This is a genomic window from Micromonospora arborensis, assembly GCF_003205615.1.
In the GTDB taxonomy this organism is placed as follows: Bacteria; Actinomycetota; Actinomycetes; order Mycobacteriales; family Micromonosporaceae; genus Micromonospora; species Micromonospora arborensis.
The window spans coordinates 22,905-40,259 of sequence record NZ_PYBV01000055.1; the positions used below are offsets into that span (position 1 = coordinate 22,905).

General features: G+C 69.8%; 15 protein-coding genes and 1 tRNA gene. 11 read left to right on the forward strand and 5 right to left on the reverse strand.

Features of this window, described 5'->3' with window-relative positions:
• Positions 1 to 84: 84 nt before the first annotated feature.
• Together C7C45_RS30520 and C7C45_RS30525 are read left to right on the forward strand one after the other, a co-directional pair.
• On the forward strand, positions 85 to 1,839 hold the full coding sequence (locus tag C7C45_RS30520; protein ID WP_110567936.1) for a CTP synthase: 1,755 nt from the start codon (positions 85 to 87) through the stop codon (positions 1,837 to 1,839).
• A gap of 67 nt (positions 1,840 to 1,906) precedes the next feature.
• A complete protein-coding gene (locus C7C45_RS30525) occupies positions 1,907 to 2,515 on the forward strand; it encodes an NUDIX domain-containing protein (protein ID WP_110567938.1) in 609 nt (202 codons plus the stop codon).
• Positions 2,516 to 2,597: 82 nt separating this feature from the next.
• On the opposite strand, the gene C7C45_RS30530 is transcribed toward C7C45_RS30525, so the two are convergent.
• Positions 2,598 to 2,873, reverse strand: a complete 276-nt coding sequence (locus C7C45_RS30530) for a TM2 domain-containing protein (RefSeq protein WP_110567940.1) — start codon at positions 2,871 to 2,873, stop codon at positions 2,598 to 2,600.
• 293 nt (positions 2,874 to 3,166) lie between these two features.
• On the opposite strand from C7C45_RS30530, the gene ald reads away from it, so the two are divergent.
• The 9 genes from ald to C7C45_RS30575 all read left to right on the forward strand — a co-directional run bounded on the left by ald (position 3,167) and on the right by C7C45_RS30575 (position 11,720).
• Complete coding sequence (gene ald / locus C7C45_RS30535) at positions 3,167 to 4,282, forward strand: alanine dehydrogenase (protein ID WP_110567942.1); 1,116 nt, start codon at positions 3,167 to 3,169, stop codon at positions 4,280 to 4,282.
• Positions 4,283 to 4,293: 11 nt separating this feature from the next.
• Positions 4,294 to 5,286 carry a site-specific tyrosine recombinase XerD gene (locus C7C45_RS30540; protein ID WP_425271188.1) on the forward strand — a complete coding sequence of 331 codons (993 nt, stop codon included), beginning with the start codon at positions 4,294 to 4,296 and terminating at the stop codon, positions 5,284 to 5,286.
• A gap of 180 nt (positions 5,287 to 5,466) precedes the next feature.
• The gene (locus C7C45_RS30545) at positions 5,467 to 6,390 is read left to right on the forward strand and encodes a ParA family protein (RefSeq protein ID WP_030487987.1); all 924 of its coding nucleotides are present in this window, start codon (positions 5,467 to 5,469) and stop codon (positions 6,388 to 6,390) included.
• A gap of 41 nt (positions 6,391 to 6,431) precedes the next feature.
• A complete protein-coding gene (locus C7C45_RS30550; RefSeq protein WP_425271187.1) occupies positions 6,432 to 7,496 on the forward strand; it encodes a segregation and condensation protein A in 1,065 nt (354 codons plus the stop codon).
• On the forward strand, positions 7,489 to 8,412 hold the full coding sequence (gene scpB, locus C7C45_RS30555) for an SMC-Scp complex subunit ScpB (RefSeq protein WP_110567948.1): 924 nt from the start codon (positions 7,489 to 7,491) through the stop codon (positions 8,410 to 8,412). Before C7C45_RS30550 ends, scpB begins: the two co-directional genes overlap by 8 nt.
• Positions 8,399 to 9,169, forward strand: coding sequence for a pseudouridine synthase (locus C7C45_RS30560; RefSeq protein WP_110567950.1), 771 nt, complete (start codon positions 8,399 to 8,401; stop codon positions 9,167 to 9,169). The genes scpB and C7C45_RS30560 overlap by 14 nt, the downstream gene beginning before the upstream one ends.
• A 195-nt stretch (positions 9,170 to 9,364) precedes the next feature.
• Positions 9,365 to 10,045, forward strand: a complete 681-nt coding sequence (cmk, locus tag C7C45_RS30565) for a (d)CMP kinase (protein WP_110567952.1) — start codon at positions 9,365 to 9,367, stop codon at positions 10,043 to 10,045.
• Positions 10,042 to 11,448, forward strand: coding sequence for a ribosome biogenesis GTPase Der (gene der / locus C7C45_RS30570; RefSeq protein ID WP_110567954.1), 1,407 nt, complete (start codon positions 10,042 to 10,044; stop codon positions 11,446 to 11,448). Before cmk ends, der begins: the two co-directional genes overlap by 4 nt.
• Positions 11,449 to 11,646: 198 nt before the next feature.
• Positions 11,647 to 11,720 (forward strand) — tRNA-Pro (locus tag C7C45_RS30575).
• 1,497 nt (positions 11,721 to 13,217) lie between these two features.
• Here the strand turns inward: C7C45_RS30575 and C7C45_RS30580 are convergent.
• From C7C45_RS30580 to C7C45_RS30595, 4 genes are all read right to left on the reverse strand, one after another.
• The gene (locus C7C45_RS30580) at positions 13,218 to 14,207 is read right to left on the reverse strand and encodes a hypothetical protein (RefSeq protein ID WP_110567956.1); all 990 of its coding nucleotides are present in this window, start codon (positions 14,205 to 14,207) and stop codon (positions 13,218 to 13,220) included.
• A 261-nt stretch (positions 14,208 to 14,468) separates the two neighbouring features.
• Complete coding sequence (locus C7C45_RS30585) at positions 14,469 to 14,918, reverse strand: hypothetical protein (protein ID WP_110567958.1); 450 nt, start codon at positions 14,916 to 14,918, stop codon at positions 14,469 to 14,471.
• A gap of 169 nt (positions 14,919 to 15,087) precedes the next feature.
• Positions 15,088 to 15,936 (reverse strand): ATP-grasp domain-containing protein, encoded by an 849-nt coding sequence (locus tag C7C45_RS30590; protein WP_110567960.1) that lies wholly within the window; start codon positions 15,934 to 15,936, stop codon positions 15,088 to 15,090.
• A gap of 157 nt (positions 15,937 to 16,093) precedes the next feature.
• Positions 16,094 to 16,951, reverse strand: coding sequence for a hypothetical protein (locus C7C45_RS30595; protein ID WP_146247451.1), 858 nt, complete (start codon positions 16,949 to 16,951; stop codon positions 16,094 to 16,096).
• Positions 16,952 to 17,355 lie beyond the last annotated feature (404 nt).

Sequence of the window (17,355 nt, forward strand, 5' to 3'; positions counted from 1 at the left end):
GTCGAGTCCCGTGGATCGCGTGATCACTTTGTTGATCAAGCACGGCGGTCTGCATGACCGCGACAGACGACACGGGAGCAGGCCTTGGCCCCATCAGCACGGACGACCAGGCACATTTTCGTCACCGGGGGCGTCGCCTCCTCGCTGGGTAAGGGCCTCACCGCCTCCAGCCTCGGTAACCTGCTGACCGCGCGCGGGTTGCGCGTGGTGATGCAGAAGCTCGACCCCTACCTGAACGTCGACCCGGGGACGATGAACCCGTTCCAGCACGGCGAGGTCTTCGTCACCGAGGACGGCGCCGAGACCGACCTCGACGTCGGGCACTACGAGCGCTTCCTGGACCGGGCGCTGTCCGGTAAGGCGAACGTCACCACCGGCCAGATCTACTCCGACGTGATCGCCAAGGAGCGGCGCGGCGAGTACCTGGGCGACACCGTCCAGGTCATCCCGCACATCACCAACGAGATCAAGTCGCGGATCCTGGCGATGGCCGACCCGGACGAGGACGGCCAGCTCCCCGACGTGGTGATCACCGAGGTCGGCGGCACGGTCGGCGACATCGAGTCGCTGCCGTTCCTGGAGGCGATCCGCCAGGTCCGCCACGACCTCGGCCGGGACAACTGCTTCTACCTGCACGTCTCGCTGGTGCCGTACCTGGCGCCGTCGGGGGAGCTGAAGACCAAGCCGACCCAGCACTCGGTGGCGCAACTGCGCAACATCGGTATCCAGCCGGACGCGATCGTGCTGCGGTGCGACCGGGAGATCCCGGTGAAGCTCAAGGAGAAGCTGTCGCTCTACTGCGACGTGGACGCCGAGGCGGTCGTCGCCGCACCGGACGCCCCGAGCATCTACGACATCCCGAAGGTGCTGCACCGGGAAGGGCTCGACGCGTACGTGGTGCGTCGGCTCGGCCTGTCCTTCCGGGACGTGGACTGGGCCAGCTGGGACGACCTGCTGGAGCGGGTGCACCGGCCCCGGCACACGGTCACCGTGGCGGTGGTCGGCAAGTACGTCGACCTGCCCGACGCGTACCTGTCGGTCAGTGAGGCGATCCGGGCGGCCGGGTTCGGCCACCGGGCCCGCGTGCAGCTGCGCTGGGTGCCCAGCGACGAGTGCGTCACCCCGGCCGGCGCCGCGGCGGCGTTGGCCGGCGTGGACGGCATCCTCATCCCCGGCGGCTTCGGCGTCCGCGGCATCGAGGGCAAGATCGGCACTGCCCGGTACGCCCGCGAGAACGGCATCCCGCTGCTCGGCCTGTGCCTCGGTCTGCAGTGCATGACCATCGACGTGGCCCGGCACCTGGCCGGCCTGGACGGCGCCAACTCGTTGGAGTTCGACGAGCAGGCCGCGCACCCGGTCATCGCCACGATGGCCGACCAGGAGGACATCGTCGCCGGCAAGGGCGACCTGGGCGGCACCATGCGGCTCGGGGCGTACCCGGCGGCGCTGACCGCGGGTTCGATCGTCGCCGAGGCGTACGGCAGCACCGAGATCAGTGAGCGGCACCGGCACCGGTACGAGGTGAACAACGCCTACCGGGACGCGCTGTCCAAGGCGGGCCTGCACATCTCCGGCACCTCGCCGGATGGTCGGCTGGTGGAGTTCATCGAGCTGGACCGGGGCCTGCACCCGTTCTTCGTGGCCACCCAGGCGCACCCGGAGCTGAAGAGCCGCCCCACCCGTCCGCATCCGCTGTTCGCGTCGTTCGTCAAGGCCGCGGTGGCGTACTCGCAGGCCGACCAGTTGCCGGTCGACCTGGACGCGGCGGCGGCGGAGGCCCCGTCGACGCGTAAGGCCGCCCGCAACGGCGCCGCGACGAAGGCGGCATCCGCGTCGTGAGCGAGCGAACCATCAGGCTCAGCAGCGTGGCGCCTCGCGCCGCCGCCGAGCACAGCGAGGCGACGGCGTGAGCGAGCGCGGCGAGCACCGCTACGAGGTGCGCTCGCGCGAGGAGCGGTACCGGGGGCGGATCTTCGACGTGGTCACCGACGAGGTGACCATGCCGGGCGGCGGGACCGGGCTGCGGGACCTCGTCCGGCACGTTGGGGCGGTGGCCGTGGTGGCGCTCGACGACGCCGGCCGGGTGGTGCTGATCCGGCAGTACCGGCACCCGGTCGGGCGGCACCTGTGGGAGCTGCCCGCCGGGCTGATGGACGTCTCCGGCGAGGAGTTGCCGGCCGCCGCGTTGCGGGAGTTGGCCGAGGAGGCGGACCTCACCGCCGCGCGGATCGACGTGCTGGTCGACCTGCACAGCTCGCCCGGGTTCACCAACGAGTTGGTGCGGGTCTTCCTGGCGAGGGACCTGACCGCGGTGCCGGCCGACGAGCGCCACGAGCGCCGCGACGAGGAGGCCGACCTGCAGGTCGTCCGCTTCGACCTGGACCAGGCCGTCGCGATGGTCCTGGCCGGTGAGGTCACCAACGCGTCCGCGGTGGCCGGGCTGCTGGCCGCGGCCCGGGCCCGGGACACCGGCTGGTCGGGGCTGCGTCCGGCGGACGCGCCGCTGCCACGCTGAGCGTCGTCGCCGGTCCAGCTGGCGAGGGAGTACGCGCAAAGGGGCCCCGCGGTCAACCGCGGGGCCCCTTTCGCTGGCTGGTCTAGGAGTCGCGCAGCGGACGGCCCTGCGCGTCCGTGCCGCCGTTGACCAGGATGAGGATGCCGTCGATGACGCCCCAGAGAGCGCCGAAGCCGCAGGTCACCAGGCTCACGACGAGCTGGAGAACGGCGATCTTGGTGTGTCCGGTGTAGAACCGACCGGCACCGAAGGTGCCGAGCAGGATGCCGAGGATGCCCGCGACGATCTTGCTCTTGTCGGAGACGCCCTGGGGGTACCCCGGCTGGGGGTACCCGGGCTGGTAAGGAGGAGTGGTCATGCGCGGACACATTAGTGATCGACTCGTCCGCTGTCCGCACCGGCACCCAGCAGATGGGACGATAGTGGTCGAACACTGTCCTGACGGTTGAGGCGATGATCGACCGGCGAATCCGGGCGGTGCCCTGACACTCCGTCAGGACACCCGGGCACCGGATGCCACTGTGCTGGCTCGCGGTGGCACCGGACGCGCCTAGACTGCCGCCGGCGGGACCGGTGGACCGCGGTGGCAAAGGGGCCATTGCGGCGCCGAGCAGTCGGGGGAGAGCAGCCCCGAAGAGAGGTGTCTGCATCGTGAAGGTCGGAATCCCACGCGAGGTCAAGAACCACGAGTACCGCGTGGCGATCACGCCAGCGGGCGTCAACGAGTTCACCCGCAGCGGCCACGAGGTCTTCATCGAGTCCGGCGCCGGGCTCGGCTCCAGCATCACCGACGAGGAGTTCGCCGCCGCCGGCGCGAAGATCCTCGCCACCGCCGACGAGGTCTGGGAGACCGCCGAGCTGGTGCTCAAGGTCAAGGAGCCGATCGCCGAGGAGCACCACCGGATGCGTCCCGGGCAGGTGCTCTTCACCTACCTGCACCTGGCCGCCTCCAAGGAGTGCACCGACGCGCTGCTCGACCGCAAGGTCACCGGCATCGCGTACGAGACCGTCGAGCTGCCCGACCGGTCGCTGCCGCTGCTCGCCCCGATGTCCGAGGTGGCCGGCCGGCTCGCCCCGCAGGTGGGCGCCTTCTACATGATGCGTACCGGCGGCGGGCGCGGTGTGCTGCCCGGTGGTGTCTCCGGGGTGTACGCGGCCAAGACCGTGGTCATCGGCGCCGGCGTCTCCGGCCTGAACGCCGCAGCGATCGCGCTGGGCCTGCAGTCCGAGGTGCTGCTGCTGGACAAGAACGTCGCCCGGCTGCGCTCGGCCGACGCCATCTACCGCGGCCACCTGCAGACCGTCGCCTCCAACGCCTACGAGGTCGAGCGGGCGGTGCTCGACGCCGACCTGGTCATCGGCGCGGTGTTGGTGCCCGGCGCGAAGGCCCCAAAGCTGATCTCCAACGAGCTGGTCTCCCGGATGAAGCCGGGCAGTGTGCTCGTCGACATCGCCATCGACCAGGGCGGCTGCTTCGAGGACTCGCGCCCCACGACCCACGCCGACCCGGTCTACAAGGTGCACGAGTCGATCTTCTACTGCGTCGCGAACATGCCCGGCGCGGTGCCGAACACCAGCACGTACGCCCTGACCAACGTCACCCTGCCGTACGCGCTGGAGTTGGCCAACCACGGTTGGCGTGAGGCGCTGCGCCGCGACCCGGCGTTGGGGCTGGGCCTGAACACCCACGACGGGCACGTCACCTACGGCCCGGTCGCCGAGGCGCACGGCATGGACGTGCTCCCGCTGGCCGACGTGCTGGCCTGAGCGGTGGCGGGCTGACCAGCGGCACGGACTCCGCCGGCGTGGGCGATGAGCCCACGCCGGCGCTGCGCCGTGCCGTGCGCGGCTACCTCGACCACCTCACCGTCGAACGTGGCCTGTCGGCGAACACGCTCACGTCGTACCGCCGGGATCTGGACCGCTATCTGGCGACCCTGGCCGATGCCGGCGTCGCCGACCTCGCGTCGGTCGGCGCCGGCCTCGTCGAGTCGCACCTGGCGCGGCTGCGCACCGGCGACGACGCACACCCGCCGCTGGCGGTCTCCTCCGCCGCCCGCGCAGCCAGCGCGGTACGCGGCCTGCACCGCTTCGCGCTGCGCGAAGGACTGGCCGGCGCCGACCCCAGCCGCGACGTCCGCCCGCCCACCCCGCCCCGGCGGCTGCCCCGAGCGCTGCCGGTCGGCGACGTGGTCCGGCTGCTGGACACCGCCGGCCCGATCACCGCGACCGGCGAGGACGCGCCCCTCGCGCTGCGCGACCGGGCGCTGCTGGAGTTCCTGTACGGCACCGGCGCGCGGATCTCCGAAGCGGTCGGCGCCGCCGTGGACGACCTGGACACCGACGAGGGCACCGTGCTGCTGCGCGGAAAGGGCGGCCGGGTGCGGCTGGTGCCGATCGGCGGGTACGCCGTCGACGCGGTGCGCGCCTACCTGGTCCGGGCCCGTCCCGGCCTGGCCGCCGCCGGTCGGGGCACCCCGGCGGTCTTTCTCAACGCCCGCGGTGGCGCGTTGACCCGGCAGGGCGCCTGGGGCATCCTGCGCGGCGCAGCCGGCCGGGCCGGGCTGCCCGTCGACGGGCCCACCGCCGTCTCCCCGCACACCCTGCGCCACTCGTACGCGACCCACCTGCTCGACGGCGGCGCCGACGTCCGGGTGGTCCAGGAGTTGCTCGGCCACGCATCGGTGACCACGACGCAGGTCTACACCTTGGTCACCGTCGAGCGGCTGCGTGAGGTGTACGCCACCGCCCACCCGCGCGCCCGGGGCTGACCCCGGTCGCGGTCGGCTCCGACACGCCGGGCCGGTGCTGAACCCCCTGCTGGTCGGTGGCGTACAGTCGGCATCGGCGCGGACCTCCTGGAGCGAGACGACCGGGGTGCGCAGCGGCGCCGCGAAGGACGTCGGACGGCTCCGGCGCCGGGTGGGTCGTCGGGAGGGGGCAACGAGCACATGGCTGGCAACGGTGACCGTGCCGAGACCTGGACGTCGGAGCTCCGCGAGCAGCAGGCCACGCTCGGCGCGGACCTGGGTCCTGCGGACCCGGCTGCCTACACGATGCGCAAGCCCATCCCGGAGCCGATGCCCACCGACCGGCACGGCCCGGCGCGCATCATCGCGATGGCCAACCAGAAGGGCGGCGTCGGCAAGACCACCACCACCATCAACCTGGGCGCGGCCCTCGCCGAGTACGGCCGCAAGGTGCTGCTTGTCGACTTCGACCCGCAGGGCGCCCTCTCGGTGGGGTTGGGGGTCAACCCGCACAACCTCGACCTGTCCATCTACAACCTGCTCATGCAGGACGACATCATCGCCGAGGACGTCGTCATCAAGACCGACGTCGCGGGGCTGCACCTGCTGCCGGCCAACATCGACCTCTCCGCCGCCGAGATCCAGCTCGTCAACGAGGTGGCCCGGGAGATGGCCCTGGCCCGGGTGCTGCGCACGGTCCGCAAGGAATACGACTACATCCTGATCGACTGCCAGCCCTCACTCGGCCTGCTGGCGATCAACGCGTTGACCGTCGCGCACGGCGTGCTCATCCCGCTCGAGTGCGAGTTCTTCAGCCTGCGCGGTGTGGCGCTGCTGCTGGACACCATCGACAAGGTTCGGGAGCGGCTCAACTTCGACCTGGAGCTCGAGGGCATCCTCGCCACCATGTACGACAGCCGCACCACGCACTGCCGCCAGGTCCTGCAGCGGGTGGTGGAGGCGTTCGGCGACAAGGTCTACCAGACGGTCATCACCAAGACGGTGAAGTTCCCCGAGTCCACCGTGGCCGGTGCGCCCATCACGACGATGGACCCGGCGTCCTCCGGGGCGCGGAACTACCGTCAGCTGGCCCGCGAGGTGATCGCCGCCCAGTCGGAGCGGTAGCCGGAACGCCCGGTGCCCGCCTCGTGGACTACGGTCGTCCGGTGACCGCGCCACCCCTCGACCCGCCGGAGACCGCCGCTGCGGCAGTGGTCGACGGTGTGCCGCCCACCGACCCGGTTACCAGCGGTTTCACGGTGCGGCTGGCCAACTTCACCGGCCCGTTCGACCTGCTGCTGCAACTGATCGGCAAGCACAAACTCGACGTGACCGAAGTGGCCCTGCACACGGTCACCGACGAGTTCATCGCCTACATCCGGGCCATGGGTGACGACTGGGACCTGGACGAGGCCAGCGAGTTCCTGCTCATCGCCGCGACCCTGCTCGACCTGAAGGCGGCCCGGCTGCTGCCCGCCGCCGAGGTGGAGGACGAGGCCGACCTCGCCCTGCTGGAGGCCCGGGACCTGCTCTTCGCCCGGCTGCTGCAGTACAAGGCGTACAAGGAGGCGGCGGCGCACATCGCCGAGTTGGAAGCCGTCGGCGGCCGCCGGTACCCGCGGGCGGTCAGCCTGGAGGCCCGCTACGCCGAGGCGCTGCCCGACCTGGTGCTCGGCATCGGCCCCCAGCGGCTGCTGAAGCTGGCCGTGAGGGCAATGACCCCGAAACCGGTGCCGGAGGTCTCCATCGCCCACGTGCACATGGTCCGGGTCAGTGTCCGAGAACACGCGGCGATCCTCAGCGCCCGGCTGCGCCGGGCCGGCACGGCCACGTTCTCGCTGCTCTGCGCCGAGTGCGAGGCGACCCTGGAGGTCGTCGCGCGGTTCCTCGCGCTGCTGGAGCTGTATCGGGAGGGCCTGGTGTCCTTCGTGCAGGAGCAGGCCCTGGAGGAGCTGACCGTGCGCTGGACCGGCCCGGCCGACGGCGACACCGACCTGCACGTCGACGAGTACGCCGGCACCCCGGCCGACCCGGAGCCTGGGCGTGCGCCGGCGGGGCTTGGGCCGGCGGAGGTCGGGCCTGGGCCGGCGGGGCCTGAGCCTGAGCAGGTGGGGGCTGAGCCTGCGCCGGCGGGGGCTGAGCCTGCGCTAGCGGGGGTTGGGTCTGAGTCGGTGGGGGAGGCCGGCGGGCCGGACAGAACGGGAACGACGGAGGGTGAGCGGGATGAGTGACGAGGAACGCCGGGACTCGCTGGCCGACCAGGCCGCCGCCTGGGTCCCCCCATGGGACCGCCCCCGCCCGCCGGCCGCCGACACCGCCGCAGCCTCCACTGCCTCCGAGCCCGACGAGCCCGACGAGCCCTCCAAGCCCGACGAGCCCGACGAGGAACGGGGGACCGACCGGCTCGCACCCCTGCCCGTCACCGTCCCGCCGTCGACCCTGGAAGATCTTGGAAGCAAAGTGCCCTTGCAGGGGCCGGAATCTTCCAAGATCTCTGCTGAGCCGGGCGCGGAGAAGTCGCGCGGGGCTGCGGACGTACCCTCTCGGCCGGTCGCGGGGCGGCGGCGGGTGATGGCCGCGCCGGAGCCCGCGCCCGAATTGTCCGACACCGAGTTGCGCGGCGCCCTCGAGGCGATCCTGCTGGTGGTCGACGAGCCGGTCAGTGAGCTGGTCCTGGCCCAGATCCTGGAACAGCCCGCCGAACGGGTCGGGCCGATGCTCGACGAGATCGCCGCCGGCTACACCGCGGCGGGGCACGGGTTCGAGCTGCGCCGGGCGGCCGGCGGGTGGCGGCTGTACACCCGGCCGGAATACGCTACGTACGTCGAACGGTTCGTGTTGGACGGGCAATCGGTGCGGCTGACCCAGGCAGCGTTGGAGACGCTCGCCGTGGTCGCCTACAAGCAGCCGGTGACCCGTTCGCGAATCTCAGCCATCCGGGGTGTGAACTGCGACGGGGTCATCCGTACGCTGGTCACCCGCGGCCTCGTCGAGGAGTGCGGCACCGAACAGGACAGCGGGGCGTTCCTCTACCGGACCACCACGTTGTTCCTGGAGAAGCTCGGGCTGAACACCGTCGACGAGCTGCCGCCCCTCGCACCCTTCCTGCCCGACGACGTAGAAGAGCTTGCTGATGCGACCCGATAACCGTTCCCCCAAACCCGACGCCCCTGTCTTCGAGGGGGCTGAGCGCCTGCAGAAGGTGCTCGCCGCCGCCGGCGTGGGTTCCCGGCGTGCCTGCGAGGACCTGATCTTCCGCCGCCGGGTCACCGTGGACGGGCGGGTCGCCAAGCTCGGCGACAAGGTCGACCCGGCCGTCGCCGTGATCCACGTGGACGGCGAACGCCTCCAAGTCGACGTCCGCCTGGTCTACGTGGCGATGAACAAGCCGCGCGGCGTGGTCACCACCATGGCGGACGAAAAGGGACGCAACGAGCTGTCCGACTTCATCGGCGCCCGGCTGGATCAGCGGGTCTACCACGTCGGGCGGCTCGACGCGGACAGCGAGGGCCTGCTGCTGCTCACCAACGACGGCACCCTCGCGCACAGGCTCATGCACCCCTCGTACCAGGTGCTGAAGACCTATCTCGCCGAGGTGGTCGGGCCGATCCCGCGCAACCTGAGCAAGCGGCTGCTGGCCGGGGTCGAGCTGGAGGACGGGCCGGTCAAGGTCGACTCGTTCAGGGTGGTGGACACGCTCGGCAAAAGCGCCCAGGTGGAGCTGAGTCTGCACGAGGGACGCAAGCACATCGTCCGGCGGCTGATGGACGAGGTCGGCCACCCGGTCACCCGGCTCGTGCGTACCTCGATCGGGCCCATCCGGTTGGGTGAACTGCGGACCGGGCGGATGCGGCGGTTGACCAACGCCGAGGTCGCCGCCCTGTTCAGCGCGGTGGGTGACTGACCCCCGGTTCCGGGGTACGGGTGCCGGTAGGCTCCGCAACGGCCGAGACGCGGCCGCTGGAGGTGGCGTGGGTCGCCTCAGGCGGCGTCGCGCGTGGGTCCGCCACGGACCCCGGGCATGATTGATGACGATGGACAACCGCTTGCGGCGCCAGAGCACCGGGCGATCCGTGAGGTACGGGCTGAGGAGGACACGGTGGAGGAAAACGTACGGGCCGGGCGATGTGTGGTCGCTGTGGACGGGCCGTCCGGTTCGGGTAAGTCCACCGTGTCGCGGCGCCTCGCCGCCGGCATCGGTGCGCGTTACCTGGACACCGGGGCGATGTACCGGGCGATCACGTGGGCCGTGCTGCGCTCCGGCGTGGATCTCACCGACACCGCGTCGGTGGCCAAGGTCGCCGGCGAGGTGGACCTGCACATCGGCACCCACCCGCAGGGGTACGCCGTGTCCGTCGACGGGGCCGGCGTGGACGCCGAGATCCGGGGCCCGGAGGTGACCGGGGCGGTCTCCGCCGTCGCCGCGGTGCCGGCGGTCCGCGAGCTGCTGGTCGCCCGGCAACGCGAGATGATCGCCAACGCTGGCCGGATGGTGGTCGAGGGTCGTGACATCGGCTCGGTCGTCGCTCCGGACGCTGACCTGAAGGTCTTCCTGACCGCCTCCGAGGCCGCCCGCGCGGCGCGGCGGAGCGCCGAGGACGCCGCCGACGTGGCGGCCACCGCCGCCGACCTGGCCCGACGGGACCGGCTCGACTCGACCCGCAAGGTCAACCCGCTGGCGCAGGCACCCGACGCGGTGGTGCTGGACACCACCGAACTGGGCATCGACGAGGTCGTGGCGCGACTGCGTGATCTTCTTACCGAGCGGGGCGTGGCATGAGTAGCGATGGTGCGGGGTGGGTCGAGCTGCGTGAGCCCGACGTCGCCGTCGAGGAGCAGTCCGGTCCGCAGCCGGTGGTGGCCGTGGTCGGTCGCCCCAACGTGGGCAAGTCCACACTGGTCAACCGGATCATCGGCCGTCGGCAGGCGGTCGTCGAGGACGTCCCCGGCGTGACCCGCGACCGGGTGCCGTACGACGCGCAGTGGAACGGCCGGGCGTTCACCGTGGTGGACACCGGCGGCTGGGAACCGGACGCGAAGGACCGGGCCGCGGCCATCGCGGCGCAGGCCGAGACGGCCGTCGTCACCGCCGACGTGGTCCTCTTCGTGGTCGACGCGATGGTGGGCTCCACGGACGTGGACGAAGCCGCGGTGAAGATGCTGCGGCGCAGCGCCAAGCCGGTGATCCTGGTGGCGAACAAGGCCGACAACACCTCCATCGAGATGGAGGCGACCTCGCTGTGGTCACTCGGCCTCGGTGAACCGTTCACGGTTTCCGCGCTGCACGGGCGGGGCTCCGGCGACCTGCTGGACGCCATTCTCGACGCGTTGCCGGAGGCACCGGCGATCGTGGAGAACCGCCCGCGCGGACCGCGCCGGGTGGCCCTGGTCGGGCGGCCGAACGTGGGCAAGTCCAGCCTGCTCAACCGGTTCTCCGGTGAGGATCGGGCGGTCGTCGACTCGGTGGCGGGCACCACTGTGGACCCGGTGGACAGCCTCGTCGAGATCGGCGGTCAGACCTGGCAACTGGTGGACACGGCCGGGTTGCGCAAGCGGGTCGGGAAGGCCAGCGGCACCGAGTACTACGCGAGCCTGCGCACCGCCGGTGCGATCGAGGCCGCCGAGGTGGCCGTGGTGCTACTGGATTCCAGCGAGCCGATCAGTGAGCAGGACCAGCGGATCCTGTCGATGGTGACCGAGGCCGGCCGGGCCATGGTCATCGCATTCAACAAGTGGGACCTGGTCGACGCCGACCGCCGGTACTACCTGGACAAGGAGATCGACCGGGAGTTGCGCCGCATCCCCTGGGCGATCCGCCTGAACCTGTCGGCGATGACCGGCCGCGCGGTCGACAAGCTGGCGCCGGCCCTGAACAAGGCCCTGGCCAGCTGGGAAACCCGGGTGCCGACGGCGCAACTCAACCAGTGGTTGACCGCGCTGGTGCAGGCCACCCCCCACCCGGTGCGTGGTGGTCGCGCTCCGCGGATCCTGTTCGCGACGCAGGCCGGGGTGGCACCGCCGCGGTTCGTGCTCTTCACCACCGGTCCGCTGGACGCCGGTTACCAGCGCTTCGTCGAGCGCAAGCTCCGCGAGGAATTCGGGTACGAGGGCAGCCCCATCGAGATCTCGGTCCGCCCCCGCAAGAAGCTCGGCCCCGGCGGCCGAGGCAAGGCGCACGGCTAACCAGTTTTCCCCTGTTCTTCGGAAAATGCCGGATGGGTCCACGCGGCCCATCCGGCATTTCTCTACCCCACCCTCCTAGGACGCTTTAGGGGGTGTGCGGTGGTTCTGGGTCGCCTCGACCCAGGTGGGGCCTGTGCGGACGCGCCGAGACAGCTGCGCTAAGCTGTACCGGCTGCCGCGGGGGAAACCACGCGGGGGCGGGACGTGGCGCAGCTTGGTAGCGCACTTGACTGGGGGTCAAGGGGTCGTCGGTTCGAATCCGGCCGTCCCGACGCAGGTCAAAGGGCTGATCCGGAAATCGGGTCGGCCCTTTCGCCGTTTTGGGGACCAAAATCAGTCAAGTTGGGGTTGGCCTGGCGTTGCTTGACCGTCGGTCAAGCTTCAGCGGCCAGTGCGGTTGATTGCCGAATTCTTCTCTTGCTGTATCAGGGCGGCCCGCAAGCGGGCCGCGCCGGCCGCGCTCGGCCTGCTGGCATCGGCCGGCGCGCCGGCCGGTACTGACAGCCGCGCCAAGTGCCAGAACATGTCTCCGGCGGGGATCTTCGACAGAGATGGGCTTTAGGCGCTTCGGTCGCCCGCGCCTAAGCTTCTGCCGTGACAGAGCCAGATCCGCCACTACGGCACCTGAGCGCGAACGAGGCCGGCGTCCTGGAAGCACTTCTCCGCCACAACTTCGCGGGTGTTGAGGAGCTCCGCGTGCAAGCGCGAGACGTCATGGTCCGCCCCGGATGCGGATGTGGATGCGGGACCATCCACCTTTTCCCACAAGGCAAGAACCTTCCCGCCTCACCGGCACAGACTCCGGTTCGCGTAGAAGGACAGTTTCCCGATCAAGAGGGGCAGTGGTTCGGAGGCATCTTGCTCTTCCTTGCCAGCGGGCAGCTCGCGGAGCTGGAGGTCCACTCGTTCGGTGACCCGTTGCCCATGCCAGCGTCGGATCAGGTGCTCTGGTACCTGAGAACCGGCGAAAGCACCTGTACTCCACTGCCCGACCAGCCGGAGCGAGGGCCGGCAGGAGATCAGTGATCCGAGAGGCGCGTACAGCAGGAGAGCCAGCAATGCAGGCGACCGCAGGGGGCAGGGCGTGCCCGCTCCGTTCCCGATGGGACGGGAGCCGAGGGTCAACGGCGGTCAGCTCCTGGACGTGACAGCCAGCGTGGCGACGCAGGTCAAGCCGGGCCGCTGCCGAGCGGCTTCCGCTCGTGTCCACACTTCCTAAACCGTGCGCTGCGGTCATCGAGCGTGTCAGCGTCGGGGACCAAGTAGGGACCACACGGCCTGCGCGATGGTGCGCGGCACGACGTCGACCGCACGGCCTGATCTTGGGGATGGCGTGTGTGACGTACGTGGACGTGTGACGAAGCGTCCTGGGGGTCAAGGGGTCGTCGGTTCGAATCCGGCAGTCCCGACCGATTGACCTAAGGAGATGAAGATCTTCTCGGGCAACGGCGGTAACATCCGGTAACGGATGATCTTTCCTGGCGGTAACCGCACGGACGGTTGGCTGCTGATCTGCTCGCTGTTAACTGCTCTGACCTGCCGCTTCATCTGCATCCTGGAGGAAGCGGCATTTGGTCTCTTGATTCCGCGTCAAGCGCTGCAGATGTTGCCGACTGTCGCTACGTCGGCTGTTCCGACGAGCCTGGATGCGAGCAGGATCGTCGGCACTCCCTGGTCCTCTTCTTCGCGAGTTGATCGGTCGACAGTGGAGCGACTAGTCATCGCGTCGACAGTCGGTGGAGAGGTCGACGTTGGGTTGGCTCGGGCGACTACCTGCTGAGCAGTTCGATGAGCGCGGCGTCGGCTTGGGCGAGGATCGGCGGGCCGTACAGCGGTGTGGCCAGGACCCGTCGGCAGTGGTCGAGTTCGACGTAGACCACGTCGCCCGTGATTGTGGCGTCCTGGAGGGCAGCGAACTGGTCTGCGGCGTCTGAGCACTGCTCAGCTGGGCGCAGCGTCGTCAGCGTCTGTTCGATGGCTGCGCGCCGGTGCTGTGGCAGGAGTAGCCCGTACTCGAAGGTCCCGGCCGGTTGGGGCGTGCCCTGCTGTTGCGTCGGCACCCGGTACACGCACAGACGCACCTGGGGCGGGAGCGGCACCCGGCCCGGCCGTGGGAGGAGCCTTGGGTCCCCGGTCTCGGTGGCCAGCACGTCTGACCATTCCTGGTTGCATCCGGAGGCGGCCGCTCCGGCTGACACGATTTCCCGGACGACCTTTTCCGACACGGTGGTCAGGCGCAGGCCTCGCACCGCTTCCGTGACCTCGGGGCGCGGCTTGCCGCAGGCGTTGACCGGTAGACCTATTCGGGTCCATCGGCCTTGCGCGTCGAGTAACAGCAGGTTCGGCACCCAGGGCATCTCCAGGGTGCAGGCTTCGACGGTGGTCGTGTCGTCGGGTAGGCGCAGTGCGGCTAGAAGCGCGGTCACGTCGGTGGCTCGGCCCTCGGTGAGCACCAGGTCCTCACCGCCGTCGGCGCGTCGCTTCGGCTCGAGCTGGCAGTGGACCGCGGTCGCCACCGTGAAGTCGGTTCCCAGGCGGGTCAGGGCGAGGGCGGCGAGCGGGCGTCCGTCGTTCTGTATTGGGGCGTCGACCGCGCAGGAGGTCCACGCGGATTGGATGGTCGGCGTGCCGGTCACCGCAGCGGATCGCGGCGTCTCCCGCCCGCCAGTGGGCGCCTCGGCCGCCGTGGGCGCACCCCCACAGGCGGCCAGTCCGGCCAGAGCCATCACCACGACGAACCGTTTGACGACTACTCGCATACCGCTCCTTCTAGACGGAAGCCCATAAAGCGTGCACCGCTCAGACGACACCTGCCGCTGGGCGGTTCCCGGTCAGCGCTCGGGCTTTGGTCGAGCGGCGGCGGCAACTCGTGTATGCGTAGCCGAAGTCAAGGCTTGGCCGGCAAGCATTTGGCGAGACGAGACTGTCAAGCGTGTCTTTAAAAGCGACCGCTGTTGATCGATCCGTGACACGCCCGGCTAGACGATCTTGGGCTGGTCCTGGTCTCAGGTTATTGGTGTTCAGTCCCAGAAGTTGAACAGCAGTTCGCCGAGGGTGTTGGGCTTCCAATTGCTGATCTGGTCGTGCTCGCTGGGGTCGAGAGCGCTCAGGTCAATCTGTGACAGCGGGGTTCGTAGCTGATCGACGGCGAGGACTTGGGCGTCGGTCAGTTTGATGATGCTGGCGGCGAGGTCGGGGTGGTTGACGAAGGTGATGGTGATGTCACCGCCAGCTCGCGGACGCGCAAAGGCGACGATCGGCAGGGCGGTGTGCCGCAGCACCACGATGTGGTGTTGGGCGTGGGTGATATGGATCGTGTGGAAGCTCGGCGTGACGCCGGCAGGAGTCACGCCGGTGACGGTTGCGTCGATGGTGCGGGTGGCGTGGTGGCAGACGGCGGTGAAGGCTTTGAGGTCCGCTCGGTCGCCGGGTAGCGGGTTGAAGCCAGTGGCTCCGGGTGACAGCTTCATGGTCGTGCTCCGTTTTGTTGTCGCGATGAGTGCAGGCAATCCGACGCTGTCGTGGAGATCCGGGCATGCGGAGCTTTGACCGGGCGATGGATTGGGTTGTCGTGCGAGGCTGCCGTCACTCGGGTCGCCGTCGAGGGGTTACCAGGCTTTGTTGGAGCGCCGTCGCGGTTCATCGGATGCCTACGCGTACGGCAGCGACGAAGTCGTGGGGGCTGATGGTGGTGGGTCGGTCGCTGACCTGGCCGTCGCCGAGTTCGATGACGCGCCAGATTCCGTCGTCGCGCTGGGCGAGGTCGATGGTGATGAAGGGTAGGTCGAGGGCGGCGACCAGTGGTGTGAGCGTGCTGAGGTCGAGGCCGGTGGGTGGGAGGTCGTTGGGGGTGTCGGGGTGCGCGCCGACGAGTGCGCAGGTGCCTCCGATCCACCAGGTGCGTACCTCGGCGGTGGTGAAGTGTTCGAAGGTGCGCAGGACGAAGCCGCCGGTGAAGTCGTCGGCGCGGAGTTCCAGGAAGCGGGCGGCGACCTGCCAGGCGGTGGTGGGGTCGGTGAGGTCGGGGATGAAAGCTGCCTCGTGCCAGTGGTGTTTCATCGACTTCGTGTAGTCGCGTAGCACGGCGGCGCCGGTCCCGAGCCGGATGCGGGCCTGGTCGAATGCGGTCCGCTCCGTGCTGGTTGTCCAGGTGGAGGTAGGGGTGACCGGGGCGAGTTGGTGGTACCAGCCGGGGAGTTCGTGGGCGCGGCGGTACTGGTCGCTGCTGGTACGGAGGGTCACGCCACGGGCGGCGAGGGCGTCGGCGAAAGCCGCGTACTGGTCGCTGCGAAGCATCCACCCGCGGTAGACCGCAACGCCGCCAGCGGGCACGGCCGTGACCGCGCGGTGCGGGTCACCGCGGGTCAGCGCATCGTGGTCGACCACCGCGACGTCGATCCCGGCGGCGCGGGCCGCGTCGGCTTCGGGCGCGAAGTGGTCATCGGGCCGGCGGGGCCGTAGGGGGTTCGCGGGGACCAGCAGCGTCATCCGGGCATCGTGCCCGAGTTACGACAACAGGCTCCACCTCATATTCAGCTCGGCCGGCTCACCATGATGCTGCCCTGGCGTCTGCCGATTGTCGTGAGGGAGTGGGCGCGTCTTGAACGAGTGCGCCGTCGGGCGCAGGGAGCACGGCTCAGGGCAGCTATCCGCTTGGCGGGACATCGCCGTCGGCTCGCCAGTCGGTGAACAGCTCGGCAAGTCTGGTCTTGGTCTGATCGGTGAGGATCTTGGTGGCGTCTTCTCCGAGTGGCTTCAGGGCGTGTTGCCGTACTGCGGGGTGTTGTGCTGGTGCGGGGCAGATGAACACGGCGAGGATCCGTAGTGCGCGCAGGGCTTCTTCGTTTGAGATGAGGTCGAGCAGCGGTGCGCCCGCGAACGCTGCGGTCTGGATGCCGTGCCACGCCTTGTCGACGATCAAGCCGATGACGGCTTCGGTGACGTGCGGCCGGTCGGCCTGCAGTGGCGAACCCAGGATCAGGGCTTTGACCTTGTTGGGGATGCTGTCGAAACCGCGTCGGGTCATCTCGATCGCCTGGACCAGCCCGATGAAGAGATCGCACCAGACGTGGTTGGTGAGGTCGCGCTTCACGCTGATTGCGTCCGGAGTGGCGCGGTCGAGTTCAGTGACGATGTCCCGCCAGGCTCCGCGCGTCATTTCCTCGGCAAGCGCTGTCACCTGCTCGGCTGGCGTCGGGTAGGGCTCGCCGTCTTCGGACGCCGAAGGCGGCGACGGGGCGGCAAGCCAGTCCGCGATGTCGACGCGGGCGAGGTCGGCGGTGATTTCCTGGTTGCGGCGGGTCTGCTCCAGGCGCTGCGGACGATGCTCTGTCCAGGCCAGTTTGCTCTCGAAGCGCTTCCGTCTCCCGTGACGGATCAGAGAGTCCTGGTCGACGTGGCTGAGCCAACCCTGCACGCCATGTTGGCTGCCGCCGCACTGGGTGCAGAGGCAGCGGTGTCCTCGGGCTGTCTCGCAACCAGGATTGTGTCTGCCGGTGTCCATGTCGCGGCCACCTCGCTCATCCGGTTGACCCGGTTGCGGTGCTAGCGATAGCTGACTAAATGGAACCCTTTCGATACCCTACGTCACCGACTGATCTATGCCAATGCCGGTCGACCGAGCCTGTCGGATTCCGGGCAGAGCACCGCGGGTCGCCATCGGACCGGCCTCGCCGGGTGGCTTGTCCGTAGTCACAACGGCGCGTACGGTCGGTCGTAGAGCTGGCCTCGTCCAGCTGCTATGCCGCCCAGGTGTGCGGAGCCCGACGAGCCGGCCATCGATGCCGACGGGCTAAGACCCGCCTGCGGCGCGCCTTCGGATCCCTTGGTTGCAGTCGTCGACAAACCCGCTGCGTGTCCCTCCACATCGGGCGTCGCCTGACTCGCCGCTGCCGCGTCATACCGGTT

Bases quoted from the DNA above. Each gene is read 5' to 3' on its own strand.
- C7C45_RS30530 (WP_110567940.1), bottom strand. From the start codon at position 2,873: ATGACCACTCCTCCTTACCAGCCCGGGTACCCCCAGCCGGGGTACCCC.
- C7C45_RS30545 (WP_030487987.1), top strand. From the start codon at position 5,467: ATGGCTGGCAACGGTGACCGTGCCGAGACCTGGACGTCGGAGCTCCGC.
- scpB (WP_110567948.1), top strand. From the start codon at position 7,489: ATGAGTGACGAGGAACGCCGGGACTCGCTGGCCGACCAGGCCGCCGCC.
- C7C45_RS30560 (WP_110567950.1), top strand. From the start codon at position 8,399: ATGCGACCCGATAACCGTTCCCCCAAACCCGACGCCCCTGTCTTCGAG.
- der (WP_110567954.1), top strand. From the start codon at position 10,042: ATGAGTAGCGATGGTGCGGGGTGGGTCGAGCTGCGTGAGCCCGACGTC.
- C7C45_RS30580 (WP_110567956.1), bottom strand. From the start codon at position 14,207: ATGCGAGTAGTCGTCAAACGGTTCGTCGTGGTGATGGCTCTGGCCGGA.
- C7C45_RS30585 (WP_110567958.1), bottom strand. From the start codon at position 14,918: ATGAAGCTGTCACCCGGAGCCACTGGCTTCAACCCGCTACCCGGCGAC.
- C7C45_RS30590 (WP_110567960.1), bottom strand. From the start codon at position 15,936: ATGACGCTGCTGGTCCCCGCGAACCCCCTACGGCCCCGCCGGCCCGAT.
- C7C45_RS30595 (WP_146247451.1), bottom strand. From the start codon at position 16,951: ATGGACACCGGCAGACACAATCCTGGTTGCGAGACAGCCCGAGGACAC.